This is a genomic window from Acinetobacter sp. AYS6, from assembly GCF_025630795.1.
In the GTDB taxonomy this organism is placed as follows: domain Bacteria; phylum Pseudomonadota; class Gammaproteobacteria; order Pseudomonadales; family Moraxellaceae; genus Acinetobacter.
The window spans coordinates 266,154-284,596 of sequence record NZ_JAOTNV010000008.1; the positions used below are offsets into that span (position 1 = coordinate 266,154).

The following is an 18,443-nucleotide window of genomic DNA, read 5'->3' on the forward strand; positions in this document are numbered from 1 at the left end:
AAAAGGCGGATCTACCGCCTTTTTATTTACCTGTATTTTTTGATGATAATTTTCAACATGTTATTTTAATTAGGATAATATAAGGCTACTTTATAGCCTAATAAATAAGATACCTAAATACCATGAATTATTTTGATTATTTTCTCTTTATTTTTAGCGTAGTTATTATGATTGCGACCCCAGGACCTGTCATGATTTTAGTTGCAAGCGCTGGGCTTAAAGGGGGCTATAAAAAAGCACTTGAAACCATTTTTGGTACAAATCTAGCATCTCTTGTCTTAATTTTTATTTCAGTACTTGTTTTAAAGGGAGTACTGAGTGTTAACGATAGTTACCTCAATATCATTCGGATTTTAGGCTGTCTATATATTGGTTATTTGGGTTTCAGTATTCTCAAAGAAGTCCTTCAAGCACCTCATCCAGAAGCCATACAAACAGTTTCAGCTCAAAATGGGGGCTTTAAAAAAGGCTTTCTCGTCGGTATTTCAAACCCTAAAGATATTATTTTTTTCTCGGCTTTCTTTCCGCAATTTGTCTCTATTACCCCCCAATTAAATTTAAGTCTAACTATCCTTACCCTGACATGGATTATTTTAGATTTTCTGACTTTATCTCTGGTTTATATATTCTTCCGTCGCCTTTCTAACAGTCATTTATATCCAAAAATATTAGGCCTATGTGGTTTATTACTTTTACTTATTGCCCTTTACGGCTTATATCAGAGTTTTATCTAAATCATGGGAGGCATAGCCTTAATTTATCTATGCCTCTTCCTCTCGATTTTATTTCGGAATAGAACAACTCTTATACAATCTAGCTTATTGAAAACTCTAAAAATCGTTTCATAATGAAATAAACCACACCATCGTGATAAAACATTATGGCAAAAAATTATTATGAAGAATTAGGGGTTACACGCAAAGCCTCTGCTGATGAAATTAAAAAAGCTTATCGAAAATTAGCCCGTAAATATCATCCAGACATCAGCAAAGAAAAAGATGCAGAAGAAAAGATGCAGGCGATTAATGTTGCCTACGACACATTAAGTAATGCAGATAAAAAAGCCGAATATGACCAGATGTTAGATCATCCACAAGGTTTTAATAATTTTGGTCAGGGTGCTGCGCAAGGTGGTTTTGATGGTGCACAGTTTTATCGTCAAGGCTTTACAGGTGGTGAGCAAGCAGACTTTAGCGGTTTTGAAGATTTATTTGGTCGCTTTGGTGCAGGATTTGGTGGTGGTCAACAGCAATATCAAAGACAACAGCGTAGTTATCGTGGTGAAGACCAACATGCCAGCATAGAGGTCGATCTTGATATTGCCTATCACGGTTCAACACAACAAATCACCCTGCAAATTCCAACCATGAACGCTTATGGTGAGCCTGAAGTTCAACGTAAAACCTTACAGGTAAAAATACCAAAAGGTATGAAAGAAGGTCAGCAAATCCGCTTAAGTGGACAGGGCCAAAGTGGTATCAATGGCGGTGCCAACGGCGATCTTTATATTGAAATCCAGTATAAAGATACAGACCGCGTTCATGTCGAAGGCAGTGATGTATATTTGACTGTAGATGTAGCTCCGTGGGAAGCTGCACTAGGTCAAGGCATTGAAGTAAAAACACCAGCCGGACCTCTAAACGTCAATTTGCCTCACAATGCAAAACAAGGCCAACAGCTACGTTTAAAAGACAAAGGGATACCAAATAAAACGCCAGGCCATCTCTATTTAATTTTAAATATTGTATTCCCACCTGCACATTCTGAAAAAGAAAAACAAGCCTATCAACAACTGGCTGAAGCTTTTGCTTCATTCGAACCTCGTTCATCTCATTAGGGAGCAAGATCATGACAACCATTCATTATCGAGAAATTGTATATGACGGCCATACCTTTAGCGCGGAGGTCGTTGATGAACAATCTACATTTGACTTACAACAATTCGCTCAAGCTTGTGGTCAAAGCCCTGACTGGATTATTCAGCTCATTGAATATGACATTTTATCAGTCGACAATACACCTGAATCGCACCAGTTTATGGGTGAAGACGTTGTTCGCGCTCGTAAAGCTTATCGTTTGCAACGTGACTTTGACGCAAGTTTAGCAGCAGTTGCAGTGATGTTAGATTTGATTGATGAAGTACAACAACTTAGAAAACAGTTGAAGCATTTTCATTAAGGAATAGCATTAATACAGCATAAAACCCTAGTTGAAATCTGATAGTCGGGAAAGCCATCTGCAACCTGCGTGGTATCAATCAGATAGTGCTTTTGTAATACTGTTATTTAAAAATAAGTATTGAACAGGTTTTGCAGATGGCAATGGTTTTGCCTACTTTTGCCGAAACAAAAGTAGGTCGAACCGAAGGTTAATGACTATATTAAATAACAACTCAGCAAGACCCCAACGTGCAAAAATAAAAATTTATTTCAACCGAGTAATTTTCTCTAATTCCTTCACAGTCTGCTTAATCGGTTCATATTCCAAAAACCAAAACAAATTCATCCGATCTTGGCGATGCTGTTGGGCCAACAAATCAATGACACTTTTTTCACCACGTCCCACCAAATGTTGTCGATAAAAATAGTACAAAAGCAAAATCGTACTCAGTAGCATAACCCCTAACATGATCCAGAAACCAACAGGTGATTTAAGACCTGGAATAAACTCAAAGTTCATTCCATAAATGCCAGTTAAAAGGGTGAGCGGTGCAAAGACTGCCGTAATAATCGCAAGAATCCGCATGTTCTCATTGGTCTGGTTCGCAATAGCAGAAAAATGCAAATCAATTGCTGATTGAATTGCACTACGTAACCGCAAAGTATGTTTCTGAATACGTTCCACATGACTCATTAAATCATTTAAACGAACCAGTAAAATATCTTGAGAATTATGGATGTGCCCGCCAACGACATGATGATAATTTTCTACAATTTCATCCCGAAACTCTTGTAAGGTTTCAATTTGTTCTTCACATAAATTTTCGACCTGTTGAAAGGCCATATTTTCATGGAATAGCTGATGCCACTGTTTAAAACGGCGATTACCCTGCAATAATTGTTGTTGCCAATGCTCGACTCTTCTCGTCAATGGCGATCGAATATCAAGATAACCATCAACCATACTATTTAACAGTCGTAACGATAAATCGACGGGTGAATTCGGCAATTTACGGGTTTTATTTTGTTCTTCTAAAGTTTTACATAAAATATTTTCGAGACGTTGAATATAGTTTTCAATCGACTTATTCCCCTGCTCACGTACACTAATCAGTACATCGGGCGTCAAGATAAAACTAATCGGTGTCGTCGCTAAACCAAAAACACTGTCTTGTGATTCTGCATGTTTAATTTCATCGTCAGGTGTGACCAGTTTCTTAAAAATTAACAGGTCATATTCTTCAAGCGTGTCAAATGCACAGGGATGTTCAATGTTGGAAATATCCCGCATATGAAATTCATTAATAACTACACCTGAAAGCTTTTGAATTTCTTGTTGCCATTCTTCGTTATGGTTAACCACATCCGTTCTGACACTATCAATCCAGAAAAATTCTAAAACATGTTCACTATGCTGTTCGCGGCTTAAAAAGACGTATCCTTCAGCTTGATGGCGATAAAAGTAATAAACCTGCATACCACAACGATCTGTTTTTGTATTACCTGCATCATGCCATAAAAAAAGTCCGCATCAAGCGGACTTTTTCATGTCACTAGAACAATTATGCTTGTTCAATGTCTTTCATAGTCAATTTAATACGACCACGATTATCAACATCAGCAACTTGTACTTTCACTTCCTGACCTTCTTTAAGAACATCAGTTACATTCGCAATACGTTCATTTGAAATTTGCGAAATGTGAAGAAGACCATCAGTACCCGGCATGATGTTTACAAACGCACCGAATTCTACGATACGGATTACTTTACCGTCATAGATCTTACCTGGTTCAACTTCAGCAGTAATTGCCTGAATCTTAGCAATTGCAGCTTTAGCAGCAGCTTTAGTTTCACCAAATACGCGAACTGTACCGTTATCTTCAATATCAATTGCCGCTTTAGTTTCTTCAGTAATTTGACGAATAGTCGCGCCGCCTTTACCAATAACATCACGGATCTTATCTGGATTAATGGTAATAACTTCAAAGGTCGGTGCATGAGCACTAATTTCAGCACGAGCACGTGAAATGACTTTATTCATTTCATTAAGGATGTGCATACGACCAGCAAACGCTTGGTTTAATGCAACTTCCATAATTTCTTCAGTAATACCTTCAATCTTGATGTCCATTTGAAGTGCAGTAATACCGTTTGCAGAACCTGCTACTTTAAAGTCCATATCACCTAAGTGATCTTCGTCACCCAAGATGTCAGAAAGTACTGCAAAACGCTCGCCTTCTTTCACTAAGCCCATTGCGATACCAGCAACTGGTGCTTTAAGTGGAACACCCGCATCCATAAGTGATAATGACGCACCACATACAGAAGCCATTGAAGATGAACCGTTAGATTCAGTAATGTCAGATACAATACGAATAACGTACGGGAAGCGGTCAGCTGCAGGAAGAACTGCTTGAACACCACGACGCGCTAAACGACCGTGACCAATTTCACGACGCTTAGGACCAGTTTCACGACCAGTCTCACCTACAGAGTATGCAGGGAAGTTGTAGTGCAACATGAAGTTGTCAGTTTTAGTACCTGACAATGTATCAACCATTAATGCATCACGAGTATTACCCAAAGTTGTTGTTACCAACGCTTGAGTTTCACCACGTGTAAATAATGCAGAACCGTGAGCACGATCTAATACACCAACTTGAACGTCGATACCACGAACAGTTTTAGTATCACGGCCATCAATACGTGGCTTACCTGACAAGATGTTGTCACGTACTGTACGGTATTTAAGGTCTTCGAATAATTCGTTTACTTCGTCAGCAATACCAGTTTCGTCATTTTCAGGAACGAACTGAGCTACAGCTTCTGCATAAAGTGCATCAAGTGCTGCATAACGATCTTGCTTAACTGCAATCGTATATGCTTCAGAGATTTTAGCTTCGAAAGCTGCTTTTAATTGCTCAAGAAGTGCTTCATTTTTGCTTGGAGCAACCCAAGTTGATTCAACTGCACCAGCAGCAGCAGCAAATTCTTTAATTGCTTGAATCGCGATTTGCATTTCGTCATGACCGAAAAGCACAGCACCAAGCATTTGGTCTTCTGAAAGCTCTTTAGCTTCAGATTCAACCATTAATACAGCAGATTCTGTACCAGCAACCACAAGGTCAAGGTCACTTTCTTTCAACTGTTCAAAGTTCGGGTTAAGAACATATTCACCGTTGATTAAACCAACACGTGCGCCACCGATTGGACCACGGAAAGGAGTACCAGCAATAGACAATGCTGCTGATGTACCAAGCATTGCAGCAATATCAGCATCCATAGTTTTGTCAGAAGAAACAACTGTTGCTGTTACTTGGATTTCGTTGAAGTAACCTTCTGGGAACAATGGACGAATTGGACGGTCAATAAGACGTGAAATTAAAGTTTCAGCTTCAGAAGCACGGCCTTCACGCTTACCGTAACCACCAGGGATACGACCAGCTGCATATTGTTTTTCTTGATAGTTAACTGTTAACGGGAAGAAGTCCTGACCCGCTTTTGCTTTAGGTTGAGCAACAACTGCAACTAAAACAGTTACGCCACCCATTGTGATTAAAACTGTATTTGCTTGACGTGCAACGCGACCCGTTTCTAAAACGACTTGATGTTGACCGAATTGAAATTCTTTACGAACGATATTAAACATTGACATGTATTCTATTTTCCTAATTTTATTCTAGTGAGACCCCTAAGGTTTGGCATTCAGACTACAACTATTGATAGACAAATGACAAAGCTTAGAAGCCATCACACTAGGCCAAAAATTTTAAATAATATTAAACGCAAAGAAGGAGCGCACAAGCGCCCCTTCTAAAAATCACTTAACCTAAAATTAAGTGAAACTCTCTTTTCAGCGATAAAGCATTGCGACATGCGAAATAGCGAAAACAAAGTGAAAATCGAATTAACGACGTAAACCTAAAGCGCCGATCAAAGCAGTGTAACGACCGTGATCTTTACCATTTAAATAGTCAAGCAATTTACGACGTTGGTTAACCATACGAATCAAACCACGACGGCTATGATGGTCGTGTTTGTGAGCTTTAAAGTGACCTTGTAAATCATTGATTTGAGCAGTCAATAAAGCTACTTGTACTTCTGGTGAACCAGTGTCATTTTCAGCGCGAGCAAATTTAGCAATGATCTCTGCGCGGTCTGCATTAGTTAAAGCCATTCGATTTCTCCGAGATGCTTAAAAAAGTAAACGATATGAATCAGTTGAGGCAACTGACTGCCGTGCATCACTACAGCAAGTTGCCTATTTTAAGGTATCTATAGGTGGATTGCAAAATAGTTTTCAGTAACTTGTCATTTTAGACACTGACATCAGCATGTTAACCCTGCACACTACCCTTGAATAAAAAGAAAGAAGCGCGAGGGACGTGTGAAATTTTTTTCAACCAACACTTGTCCAGTACCGGACAATCTTGAGCAAGTTATTCATCGTAAGGATGAGGTTGCTGCTGAACAGGGTGGAATGACTGAACGCCAGATTCACAAAATCTGGAACAGTGTAGAAGCATTATATAAAACTGGAAATTATCCACTCATTACCTTCTGCTTACGCAGACAAGGTAAAATTTTGCTGAACAGAAGCATTGGATATGCTCAAGGGAACTCTCCGACAGGACTACAAGAGAATGCGCTGATTGCGACTCCAGATACACCTGTTTGCCTGTTTTCAGCATCAAAGATGATCACCGCCATGTTAATTCATCTATTAGATGAAAAAGGTGAAATCAATTTGCTTGATCCAGTGAGTTACTATATTCCGGAATATGGCGTAAATGGTAAGCGCCGTGCGACTATCTTTCATTTATTAGCACACCGTGGTGGCATTCCCTATATTGATGGCGATGTCACACCCGAACTACTATTTAATAAAGATGAAATTTTAAAACGTTTATATGCTGCCAGACCGGTGTCTCCTGCCGGAAACCATCTTGCCTATCATGCCGTTACGGCGGGTTATATTTTAGGAGAAGTGATTGAACGGGTGACTGGGCAAGATTTACGTGAGTTCGTGCATCAAACTATCGAAAAACCGATGGGAATGCCTTATTTCAATTATGGTTTAAAACCAGAATACCGCTCAGAGGTTGCCTTAAACTGTGCAACGGGTTTACACCCTCGCCTTGGGACAGATCACTACCTGAACCATGTATTGGGTGGAGGGTTGCAACTTGCAGTTGATGTGACGAACGATAGTCGTTTTATGGATACAATTTGCCCAGCCGGAAATATCTATACCAGTGCAGAACAAGCTGGGCGCTTCTTTGAAATGCTTTTAAGTGGAGGAAGCTATGGCGGTCAGCAAATCTTCAGTGAGAAAACGATTTTCAGGGCAACACTGCCGACCACAGGCGTTAACATTGATCGTACTCTATTAATTCCAATGCGTTACGCTTTGGGGCCAATGTTAGGTAGCAATCCAATTGGTTTATTTGGCCCAATGACAGGTCAAGCTTTTGGTCATTTAGGGTTCTCCAATATTTTATGTTGGGCCGACCCTGAAAGAGATATTAGTGTGTCTTTGTTAACCACGGGCAAATCTGTGGTTGGAACGCACCTGCCCGCTTTAGCCAACCTGCTTTATCAGATTTCAACACAATGCCCACGCATCCCTAGAGATCAGCGCCGATCTTTGTTTGGTAGCGACTCTCATGAAACTAACTTAGTGTAAAAGCAAATAAAAAACCCAAGCATTTCTGCTTGGGTTTTTGGCGCTGTAGTTTTTGTTTATCGTGTTATTTCTGTTTTTATTATCGTTGGTGAGATGCTAGTCACATCCTTCTTGTTGTTTTAACTCACTTCCGTTGTTTTTTTCTATTTCCTTATGTGATGCATTGTGACACATCCAATTATGAAGAAAAGTAGTATTTTTCTTATCATCATGTAAGCAAAAACGTACAGGTCTGTCTAATATTTAATAAATCAAGGTTTTTAACATTTAACGTACAGTTCTGTATAACATATAACTTAACAATTCACAGGAAAAATGGCCGTTTAAAAATCATATTACAGATAAATATATTGATATTATTGATATAAATTTTTAAGAAAAATCTCTTTCAATAGAGGCTTAAATCTGGAATTCGCTAATAACTGTTAGAAGTAAATAAAATCGAGAATATAAAAAAGCCCTGTAGTCTCTCCCAAAACTACAAGGCTTAGCGGCTGTAAGTTTCCTCTTTATACACCTACATCATTGTAAGTTCGCAGTCTCTCGACTTAAGTTATTATTATTGTGCGATTTTGCCCGACATTCCGTGCCAAGCTCGTTGTGCGTTTATAATCTCAAAAACGTAGGGTGTACTCTAGCAGCAAATATCTCGAATCTATGTAAGCTTTTTCTTACAAAGGTAAAAATATTAAGTTTGGCTTAACGAACTAGCCGATTAACTTTTTGAACTAAACCACTTTTTCGTGTAGTACGAACTGTAAACGACTGCAGTAAAGCTTCTGGATGAACTAAAAGACTTACTACTTTTTTAGCGCGTGTAATTGCCGTGTAAATAAGTTCTTGGCTTAATAAATTCTTTGCGGCCTGATCGAGAACGACAGCTGTGTGGGTAAATTCAGAACCTTGCGACTTATGAATTGTTAAAGCGAATGCGCTTTGGATACTTTTAGGTAGTCGGTTTGCTGCTACCCATTTATTTAGACTTGGAAAATATACTTCAAATTGCTGTGGCTGAGTTCTATGTTCAAAACACAGACCAATATCTCCATTTGAAATACCCAGCTGATAATCGTTATAAGTCATCATTACAGGACGGCCGATATACCATCCTCCGAGAGTCACTATTGAAAGTTGTTGCTGCAACCAACGCTGTGCATATTGATTTAACTGCTGCAACCCAAATGGGCCATGACGAACAGCCGTTAAAATACGGTAGTCATCAAATGCTTTTACGACGTTTTGGACCTGTTCAATCGAGCGTTCTTCTTTTAAATAATTTTTTAGACTCTTTACATATCCTTGGAAACCTAACATGAGTTTCTGATAGTAAGTTTCGACTTCTGTATGATTCCCTTCTGGCAAATACTCAAGCTGAACCACATCTGGCATGTCATTTTGTAAAGCTATAGGCTTTAATTCAGAAACCTGAACAATATCAATTTCAAACTGCTGCAAAACCTGCTCATGATTGATCTGACTGGTTTGCATTTGAATAAAACGTGCCACCTGCCCAATCAACGCCCCTTCAGCAAAACGGCGACTGGTTTGTAATTGTACCCTGTTGTCAGCTAGTGCCTGTATTTGTTGTAAGTCAGCGAGTACCGCTCCGACGTCGACGGAAGCGAGCTGATTTGCATCACCTAATAAGATAATCCGGCAAGACTCTGGTACGGCCTCAAATAAAAGAGTTGCCAGATTTAAATCCAGCATGGAAGCCTCATCCACTACAATCACATCATAAGGAAGCGGTTGTTTTTGATTAAATCGTGGCGTTTGACTATGCCCCATCCCTAATAATCGGTGAATTGTTTGTGTTCCCTGATTTCTGAGCTCTTCGCTAATTAATCCGGACTCAAGCAATTTAGGGTCGTTAAATGAATTTTGTAAGGCTTCTTGCATGCGCTGCGCTGCTTTACCTGTTGGAGCGGCCATCGCAACACGAATATGTGGAATCGCCTGTCCGAGCACAGCAATAATACGTGCAAGTGTATAGGTCTTACCTGTACCCGGCCCACCAGTAATAATACTCAGGCTCTGCCGAGCAACCATTTGTAAAGCTGCCTGTTGATGAGGGTCTGTGAGTAGGCTTATATAGTCATCACAAGATACAGGTTGGATTAATTGTTGTTTTAATCTACAAATTTGTTCTGCAAGGCGTTGCTCTAGATGCCAATATCGGTATAATGCCAACCCCTGCTCATCGTAGACGCAAGGGGCAACTTTCGAAGTTGCTTGATCAGCAGATATCACAAGCTGACCAAGTGCTGCAATTTGCTCAGAACTGACATCGATATAGCTATCGCCTTGTAAGCTCGCTTCAATCAGTTGCTGCAAATAAGAAGTGGCTTCTGGCACTTGCGATTGCTCAGTAAATGGAGCCTGATTTAAGAAGTTACTCCACGTTGTTAACCAGCTTAAATCCGCTTGTTCAGAGCTATTTAGATTGTCCACACACTTATCCACCTAGTTTTCCACACGCTTGTCCACATGGTTATAGACAGGCTTATCCACATGCCAAATATTTGTTAATAATACAATTACATACTTTATCAGCATTTTTCACGCTATTTTATCCTCAGCAAAATACCCTAAAATGGCATCAAGACGAAGAATAAACTCGATACTAGGTTGCCAGTAATAATACCCTTGCTCAGTCTCACCATTCATGCCGCGTAAATAAAGATAAGTTGCCCCACCCAAATGTTGCTCAATTTGATAATTCTGCATTTTGACTTGCAAATAACGATGTAATGCAACGAGATATAAACCTGCTTGTAGCCAGTAACTTGCTAAAGACATGCTTTGGGCAATGCTATCGCTACGATAATCTGCAAGATTATCACCTAAGTAATTACTTTTATAATCGGCAATGTGGTAACGCTGCCCATCAAAATAAACCAAATCGATAGAACCATTAAGGTAACGCGCTGAACGAGCCTCAAGCAGTTCTGGCATATGCAAACCGTATTCAGCAAAGAGTTGCTGAATACGTGTCATGGCTAAAACTCGATCTGACAGTGCCAAATAAAAAGGAAACTCTGACAAATACTGCTCTGGTTGAAGTTGGTTCAATCGAAAACCTTGATAAAGCGGCGTTCGCAAAATATCTTTCAGCCACTCTGCAACTAACTGATAAAGCAGATTTTCGGCGTCTTCTTCCTCTTCGGGGAAGCTCTCCTTATAATTATTAAGTAAATCTTGCCAAAGGCTACTATAGTCATTTTTAAAACGACGACGTATTTCTATAATCCATTCATCTGAACATTGAAAATCGATATGCTCAAATATTTCATGTAAGAAATTACCAGCAAGCGTTCCTCTCGGAAAATTACTCTTTATCCAGTCAATTGACTGAGCACTGATTGTTTCAACAGTGTTGACCAAGTCCAACTCATCTTCTGCCAATACAGCATCATTGCTCTGACTTGCCAATAAATCTGTGCCAGCCTTATGTTTTAAATGCTGTGCCAAATAACTAAAACTGGTTTTCCCTCTAGAATAAAAACGTTGTTCAGGAAAACGCTGCGCTTCTAATTCAATAACAGTTGATTGTTTAGCTAAATGAATTGCCTGAGGCATCTGCTCCAAAACCATTTCATCCGTACAACAACGGTGTTGAAAGGGTTCAGCTCTATTTTTCCAAAACGCGAGACCCGATACTGACTTACCATCAAGATCTTGTAAAAGTGCATAAACACGATGACTTGCTCGCGTGAGCGCTACATACCAAAGACGATTCTGTTCAGCGAGTGCTCGCTCTTCGTGTTGTTTCAGTTCAATTTCATTCAAATATGTCTTATCAGCAATCGCAACGACTCGTTGAATTAAGGTCTGATTGGATTCAGGCAAGGTTATATCTTGAGTCGAAAAATTGAGAGTTTTATTAGTTTCTCGAAAAGGCTTGTCTGCACCTAGTAAAAAAACAATCTTAAATTCCAGACCTTTTGACTGGTGAATTGTCATGAGCTGAACGCCAGCTTCACTCGACAATTTACGTTCTAGCTCCCAGTCACGGTCAAGAGGAGAACGCAACTGTTTGAGATACCAGTGATAAAGGTTCTGAGCACCTGAGTATTTTTCGCTGTGCTGACTCAAAATTTCAGTTAAATGACGTAAGTTCACCACAACGCGTTCGTTATCTTTACTTTGAGCTGCAACCAAATTTTGCCATATATCAAACTGGATGAGGCATTGTTGCCAAGCCACTAAAAAGCCTTGAGCGGACCACAATTCTCTAATAGCATCAAAACCAGTCATAAACCGGCTTAACCCTTCGGCTGTCTGCTCAAGCTGCAATAGTTGCTTTAAATCCATAGCAAATAGACGACTAATTAAAGCTCGCTTCACTTTTGCTTCATCGTAAGGATGAAGTATGGCAGTCAACAAAGCACCAACGTCTTGAGCAATCGTGCAATCGAAAACACTTCGTTTTGATGGCCTGTTAACCCGAATTCCTAAACGTTCTAGCTCAAATTGAACTTTATCCAGCCCATCATGATTACGAGACAATACCGCAATATCATCTTCGTTTAAGGTTTGAGTCTGTGCATCTTTTTGAAAATATAGCTCTCCAGCATGTGACTGGTTAAGTAGATCTCGAATCTTCCATGCAACTTGCTGAGCCTCTGTTTCTTTATCTTTGAGCATTAACCAGCGCAAAGGATGAGGATTATGATTGTTCTGCTCAATCAGTACAGGATGAGGCCGAGTTCCTGCTCGAATTGGGTCATATTGAACCTCTTCGCCAAAGTCGATTTGCCTTTGAAATAAGGCATCGACCACTTCAACCAAATCAGCAACAGAACGATGGTTATGAATTAACTTATATTCACGACCATGTTTGGCTTGAATATCTTTATAGGCATTTAAAAAGGTGAGCATATCCCCACCGCGGAAACCGTAAATCGCCTGTTTACGGTCACCCACCATAATCATGCAACCTTTTTTGTAGCGCTCTGGATGGCGCCAAATGCTCGCCAGCATGTCATCTTGATCTTGGTTGGTATCCTGAAATTCATCAACCAAAATTAAGGGATATCGAGCCTGCACAAATACAGCAAAACGTTGCCCCTGCTCACCCTTTAAAGCTTCAGAAAGTGTACGAATTTGCTGAGAAAAAGTAGTTTCACCTTTATTTTGCAAAACCTGTGGTAAGCGTTTTTTAACTTCTACACATAAATAGGCTTTTAAATAAATATGAAGCTGGTCGAACTGCTCGGCGTAGTTTTTCAGCACACCAAACAGCTTCTGAATTTGCTGAATACAGGAATGCTGATAGAAACCATCTGAAATTTCAGCAGGACATTTCTTAAAAACTTTTTGATCGGCAAGTTGACCTAAAAACTTAAAAATAAGTTCTCGTTGTGCGGCTAACGACCCATCAAAAACTAAAATAATTTCGCTTTGCTTTAGAACTTGTAGTAGCTGCGGTAAACATTCACTAAATAGTTTATTAAATGCCCCATTTCTAAATACTGTCCCGTTCACATGTTTATAGTGCTCGCCATCAAGCAAGTAATATGCTTCTAAAAGGCTGATATCAATTTCTGTCGCTAATTGTTTGAGCTGCGTAAGTTGTTCAAATTGAATGGTTGGTTTTTCGGGAAGTTTAAAATGAGCCGAACTAAAATTAAGTGAGTCCTCGACCAGTTTAACAAAATTATCAACACTCTTAAGCTCACCTGCCAAATACAACGCATCAATCACAGTCTGAGGTTGAGACTGTATCCATTCACGCAGTACATCATGGATCAGTTGCCGACTATAGATTTTGGCATCATCGGTAATTTGAGCGCGCTCAATTTTGCCACTCTCAAAAGCAAACTCACGTAATAGTTTTTGGCTAAAGCTATCGAGTGTCCCGACAAATAACTCGTCTAACTGATCGATGACCAATTTTAAACGTTCACACGCATAGGCAATACGCGTCGCAAAATGCTTTAGAATATGCTGGAGTAATAAGTCAGGCTCTTGCTCTGCCTGCGTAATTAATTCTTGTTCTGTAAAACTACGCTTGGCATCTAAATAACGATACGTTTCAACCAAACGGGCACGAATACGGCTTTTTAACTCAGCAGCGGCAGCTCGGGTAAACGTGGTTGCAATCACTTGTCTAGGCAAATACTTTTCAAGAAAAATACGGACCATCAAGCTCGATAAAGTATAAGTTTTTCCTGTGCCCGCCGAGGCTTCAATTAAATGTAATCCACTAAAATCAATATCAATAATAGGTTGATAAGACACCTGTACTCTTGAGTTCATGTCTTACTCCGAATGTTGAAATTGAAAAACTGGATGATACAGATCATACGCAAACTCATCACAAGCATGTTGAAGCAAAGCTTGCGCATCTTGTTCTTGTAAAATAAAGCTCCAGTCTCGATGCAACTTGCAAGCTTCATTTTGAGTCATATCCATTGTGGTAAATGACCCTGTTTCATTCCAGTATTTTAACAGCTCAGCGTAGCTCTTCTCATCCAGTTTTACTTTTTCTGCCTGATTTACTGTTTCCCACTGATATGCTTTGGCTTTTTCTAATGGTTTTAATAATAAGGCTGCTGGTAGAACCAAGGGTTGTTGCTGTGCGTGGCGCCAGATTTTAAACCATGGCTGTAAATATTGCCGAGCTTGCTCAGAACTAACCCCACTACAAATCACAGTTTGATCGCTAAAAACTACAATACGACGTTTTTCAGCGCCTGCACTTCCCTCATTCAAATAAGCTAACCAAAGTAAGTGTTCCAACCAGACTTTAGCGCGTCTTTTTGCCCGAGCGCTTGAAGGCTCCATACAGACCCAATCCTGAGTTTCAGACTTCGGAACCGTAATATTCATATGAAGCTGTTTAGCAATGCGCCAAATACGCTGAGTCGTTGGTGTCACTGCTGGCGCATAATGATGAAGGCGTTCAAGCAAACATTCTTGCTCAAACACACCTTGTTGCCATGCGCTATATTTGACTTTACCTACAGGCAGCTGATCAATTAATACTTCAGGTTGTGCTTGCTGCTCAGATTGCTGTAAAAAATGTCGAATCGCATAACGCCCTAAACCATCTAATAATAACGGTTCATTTTGGTCGAGCACTCCGACACTTCCTAAATTTTCTACCCCTAAAGTTTTCAAATATAACCGTGCTGGGAATGTCACATCCTGTATCCACTGCTGGCTATCTAGAACCAACATATCAGGCGCTTGTAGCGGATAGGTCGTATTCGCCCACGGTTGTCTGTTTCCTGAGACTTGCTGAATTTGTGAAGCGACCTTAAACCAGTGATCTTGGTAACGAATAACACTTTTTTCTACAGTAAAACCTTTCGGGTCGAAGGGCTGTAAATCATGTAAGTGATAGAGTTGTTTTAACTGTGAAGGAATCTCGATTCCTTCAATAACTATATTTTCAGTTACGTCAGTTTCAGCTTTCACAATTAAAGCAAGATGCTCACGGAACTCTTGAAGAATGCTGGAAGGTTCTCGTACCTCGCCATCGTTCACATCAAACCCGTTATAAAACAGCCATAAATTGTCTTGGGCTAATAATAAAGCATCTAAAAAAGCACCTTGGTCATCTTCAAGTCGAGAGCGATCGCCTAACTGTTGGCGCAGTGCATCCATCAAATCAAATGGAACATGCGTATCACGGTTTGGGAATTGCCCTGCATCCAGATTTAGCATGACCATTAAGCGATAAGGTAATGGTCGAATATGTCCAATTTGGGCAAAGGTAATCTGCCCAGTCGGTTCAGCTTGTGCACTTTGGCTTTCTAAGGTGCGCTGAATTTCCTCAATAATATAAGGTAGAGGCAAGGTAATTTTACGTAAAGTTCCTGTTTCTGTCTCGGCGTAATAACTTGCGAGCGTCAACATTCGTTCTTGTTTTTTAACAACTTCCCGAACAGCTTTTAAAGCAGCAACACCAACTTGCTCAAATTCAACAATATCTTTACCGAGTATTTGAAGCCAATATTCAACCGTGTGAACTTTCCCCTGTTCATGTAGGGTTAACCAATCACGGCGCTCATTCAAATCCTGATAAATCTGAATGAGTGTACCAATCAGCTCAAAATCATTCGGTTGAACTTTGGCATAACTCAACACCTGATTAAATGTCGCATGCACAGGCACGGCAATCCCAAGAGCCAATCGCTCTAAGGCAAATTTAAAGCTATACCGATAATCGTCATCACCGTCACACAAACTGCGCTTGAGATGTTCTGCATCAAGCCCTCGTTTAAAGCCTGCATCGGCAAGTAAATTTAAAATTCGCTCGACCTGAACATACTCAAGTTCGTAACGTTGTTGGGTCGCATGCAAACTTAACCAATCAGCAAAATCATCAAAGCTAAAACGTCCTTGCATCAGCTGAATACGCCCAATTACGGCACGCCAAGCATTCAGTGCATCGAGTGATACAACACCTGCGATTTTCACTGGCAGATGCACGCCCTGCTCAGTGGCAGTAGCGGGAAATACACTTCGAATTAAAGGCTCTATATCGGCCAAATTAGGAACTAAAACTAAAATATCGTTTGGACGGCGCGGCTGTTCATGCGGTTTAGCCAACCAACAGATTAATTGCTCTTTTAATACCTCAAGCTGACGTAATGTCGAATGACAAACATGAATCTGAATAGAATCATCATCTGGGGTAAGCTCGTATTGCTTAGCCTGAGGTTCCACCAAATGCAAAATATCTGACTGAACTTTACCGAGTAAACTTTCTGGAAAATCATCTACAAAAGCATCAACCCACTTACCTTCTTCACCCGTAGATAAATTTGATAATAGCGAAAAGTGGTCGCGGGCTTGTTTACCCAATCTGGTTAAAAGCGGATGTCTGGACTCACGCGCTTCAGCATTAAAGTTGAGTGTAAATTTATTAAAGAAATCGTTAATTTCAGCATCTGTTGCCTTGGGGTTTTTCGCAATAAAACGCTCTTTCACCCCTAGGTCATAACGCTGCTTCCACAGTGGATCGACACTATCGGCCCAATATTCTTGTGAGGGGTTATAGTGCAAAATCAGCACATCAACGTATTGCCCTAAGCGACGTAAAAACTGTAACTGGCTTGGCGGTAAATCTAATAACGTAAAGATCACCACTTGATTAGGTAATCTTGAAATAGCACGCTTACTGCGGTCCGGATGCTCTAATTCTTGCCAAAACAACGCATCAATTTGCTGCATCTGCAAAAAGTCATCATGAAAATGTTGTTGCCACAACCAACGCTGCCAGCGTTCTAGCTCTTGCGTTTGATGTAATGCAAAAGCAGTCACATCTTCATCTTTTTGTACAATATATTTTTCAATATCTAATGATCGGCCCTGCCCCCAAGCAGACAACCAGTTTTCTGGACAGGTACAACTATTTTCACACCCACGCTGGCACTGTCCGCGATAAATCATATAGTTGCTAAATAAATCGGCAACCTGCTCAGCGACCCAATACAGCATTTTTTGTTTTTTTAACTGTTTATCTATGCCGTGTTCGAGTCGATCTGCGCTGTCATAAATACGCTGAACAATAGAATGTAAAGGATGCGATGTATCAATGCTCATCGTGTCAGGTTGAATAAATTCGTGCAAAGCCTGATGCACCCGCCATTTAAAAATCAAACGCGGAATGTTCGCTTTACGAACCTGCTCTTTATGCGCAGTTAATACTTGCTGATAGGCAAACCACTGGAAACCTCGTACCCGTTGATGAAACTGGTAATTGGCACTCATGCCCTGCTGTTCTGCAAGTTTTTGTATCAGCCACTGCTCGACCGCAGGACTTGGAACAATAAAATGTTGGGTTTTCAAAACCTGTAATGGATGCGTTGAAGCTTGAGATGTAGACGCTAATACACCTTGCAACAACACATCAATACGTTGACTTTGAATAACATGAATCCCCATTTATTTCATATCCTGCTTGCATAATTTATGCACAAAATCATAAACATTCATTACTATACAACTGAATCTGACTATGTCACGTTGGTTTAAACACAGCATAATTTAACTTTAAGTGTCACTTACACTTGGTTTGAATGACGCCATCAAGAAACTCATACAGGTAAACATTATGAAAATTGATAAGATTCCTGACTATATTGATCCTAGCTTAAATCTGGAACAAATTCGCGATGAGTGCCATGACCTCATCAAAAAAAGAGCTTACGTCTCAGCAGGAGCGGCAATTGTACCGATTCCTTTTTTTGACGTGGTGATAGATTTGGGAATATTGTCGCACCTGATTCCAGATATCAATTCCCGTTTTGGCTTAGCACCTGAACACGTAAGTGTCTATGACCCAAAAACCAAAACAATTCATTGGGATGAATTGCGTAAACGCGGTTTTGAATTTTCAGGCTTTGTGGTAGCACGCACGACCGTTAAAAAAACATTTAATGGCTTTTTTGGCAAAATCGTAACGAAACAGGTGACTAAATTTATACCGCTAGGCGGGCAAATTGTAGCAGCAAGTTTAGGCTATTTCATGATGAAGAAAATAGCAGAAACTCATCTAAATGACAGTTACAATCTTGCAAAACGTATTCAGCAAAAAAGCCGTGGCACAATTGTAAATTAATATGTGCATTTTAGCTGAGAG

At 40.1% G+C, this 18,443-nt stretch carries 11 protein-coding genes; 5 read left to right on the forward strand and 6 right to left on the reverse strand.

Translation table 11 applies throughout. The features are described 5' to 3' along the window. The first annotated feature begins 122 nt into the window (after window positions 1-122). The 3 genes from OD757_RS14040 (at window position 123) to OD757_RS14050 (ending at window position 2,178) form a co-directional block, all read left to right on the forward strand. The gene (locus tag OD757_RS14040) at window positions 123-734 is read left to right on the forward strand and encodes a LysE family translocator (RefSeq protein WP_009392984.1); all 612 of its coding nucleotides are present in this window, start codon (window positions 123-125) and stop codon (window positions 732-734) included. Window positions 735-880: 146 nt separating this feature from the next. After that, window positions 881-1,837, forward strand: coding sequence for a DnaJ C-terminal domain-containing protein (locus tag OD757_RS14045; protein WP_009393078.1), 957 nt, complete (start codon window positions 881-883; stop codon window positions 1,835-1,837). An 11-nt stretch (window positions 1,838-1,848) separates the two neighbouring features. Continuing rightward, window positions 1,849-2,178: a chaperone modulator CbpM gene (locus tag OD757_RS14050; protein WP_263032255.1), complete on the forward strand. Its 330-nt coding sequence runs from the start codon at window positions 1,849-1,851 to the stop codon at window positions 2,176-2,178. Window positions 2,179-2,424: 246 nt separating this feature from the next. Here the strand turns inward: OD757_RS14050 and OD757_RS14055 are convergent, their stop codons facing one another. The 3 genes from OD757_RS14055 to rpsO all read right to left on the reverse strand — a co-directional run bounded on the left by OD757_RS14055 (window position 2,425) and on the right by rpsO (window position 6,337). Beyond that, window positions 2,425-3,636, reverse strand: coding sequence for a magnesium transporter CorA family protein (locus OD757_RS14055; protein WP_009392974.1), 1,212 nt, complete (start codon window positions 3,634-3,636; stop codon window positions 2,425-2,427). An 85-nt stretch (window positions 3,637-3,721) separates the two neighbouring features. Further along, window positions 3,722-5,809: a polyribonucleotide nucleotidyltransferase gene (gene pnp, locus OD757_RS14060; RefSeq protein ID WP_171061986.1), complete on the reverse strand. Its 2,088-nt coding sequence runs from the start codon at window positions 5,807-5,809 to the stop codon at window positions 3,722-3,724. 258 nt (window positions 5,810-6,067) lie between these two features. Further along, entirely contained in the window at window positions 6,068-6,337 is a 270-nt protein-coding gene (rpsO, locus tag OD757_RS14065; protein WP_002114951.1) for a 30S ribosomal protein S15, read from the reverse strand. Between the two features lie 210 nt (window positions 6,338-6,547). Here rpsO and OD757_RS14070 point away from each other — a divergent pair, with 210 nt between their 5' ends. After that, entirely contained in the window at window positions 6,548-7,846 is a 1,299-nt protein-coding gene (locus tag OD757_RS14070; protein ID WP_263032256.1) for a serine hydrolase domain-containing protein, read from the forward strand. 699 nt (window positions 7,847-8,545) lie between these two features. Here OD757_RS14070 and recD read toward each other — a convergent pair. From recD to OD757_RS14085, 3 genes are all read right to left on the reverse strand, one after another. After that, window positions 8,546-10,297, reverse strand: coding sequence for an exodeoxyribonuclease V subunit alpha (gene recD, locus OD757_RS14075; RefSeq protein WP_263032257.1), 1,752 nt, complete (start codon window positions 10,295-10,297; stop codon window positions 8,546-8,548). 108 nt (window positions 10,298-10,405) lie between these two features. Beyond that, entirely contained in the window at window positions 10,406-14,107 is a 3,702-nt protein-coding gene (locus tag OD757_RS14080) for a UvrD-helicase domain-containing protein (protein WP_263032258.1), read from the reverse strand. Window positions 14,108-14,110: 3 nt separating this feature from the next. Beyond that, window positions 14,111-17,746: an exodeoxyribonuclease V subunit gamma gene (locus OD757_RS14085; RefSeq protein ID WP_263032259.1), complete on the reverse strand. Its 3,636-nt coding sequence runs from the start codon at window positions 17,744-17,746 to the stop codon at window positions 14,111-14,113. 169 nt (window positions 17,747-17,915) lie between these two features. Here OD757_RS14085 and OD757_RS14090 point away from each other — a divergent pair, with 169 nt between their 5' ends. Then, entirely contained in the window at window positions 17,916-18,422 is a 507-nt protein-coding gene (locus tag OD757_RS14090) for a hypothetical protein (RefSeq protein WP_009393267.1), read from the forward strand. Window positions 18,423-18,443 lie beyond the last annotated feature (21 nt).

Excerpts from the sequence above, each read along its gene's own strand:
- OD757_RS14040 (WP_009392984.1), top strand. The coding sequence starts at position 123 with ATGAATTATTTTGATTATTTTCTCTTTATTTTTAGCGTAGTTATTATG.
- OD757_RS14045 (WP_009393078.1), top strand. The coding sequence starts at position 881 with ATGGCAAAAAATTATTATGAAGAATTAGGGGTTACACGCAAAGCCTCT.
- OD757_RS14050 (WP_263032255.1), top strand. The coding sequence starts at position 1,849 with ATGACAACCATTCATTATCGAGAAATTGTATATGACGGCCATACCTTT.
- OD757_RS14055 (WP_009392974.1), bottom strand. The coding sequence starts at position 3,636 with ATGCAGGTTTATTACTTTTATCGCCATCAAGCTGAAGGATACGTCTTT.
- pnp (WP_171061986.1), bottom strand. The coding sequence starts at position 5,809 with ATGTTTAATATCGTTCGTAAAGAATTTCAATTCGGTCAACATCAAGTC.
- rpsO (WP_002114951.1), bottom strand. The coding sequence starts at position 6,337 with ATGGCTTTAACTAATGCAGACCGCGCAGAGATCATTGCTAAATTTGCT.
- OD757_RS14080 (WP_263032258.1), bottom strand. The coding sequence starts at position 14,107 with ATGAACTCAAGAGTACAGGTGTCTTATCAACCTATTATTGATATTGAT.
- OD757_RS14085 (WP_263032259.1), bottom strand. The coding sequence starts at position 17,746 with ATGGGGATTCATGTTATTCAAAGTCAACGTATTGATGTGTTGTTGCAA.
- OD757_RS14090 (WP_009393267.1), top strand. The coding sequence starts at position 17,916 with ATGAAAATTGATAAGATTCCTGACTATATTGATCCTAGCTTAAATCTG.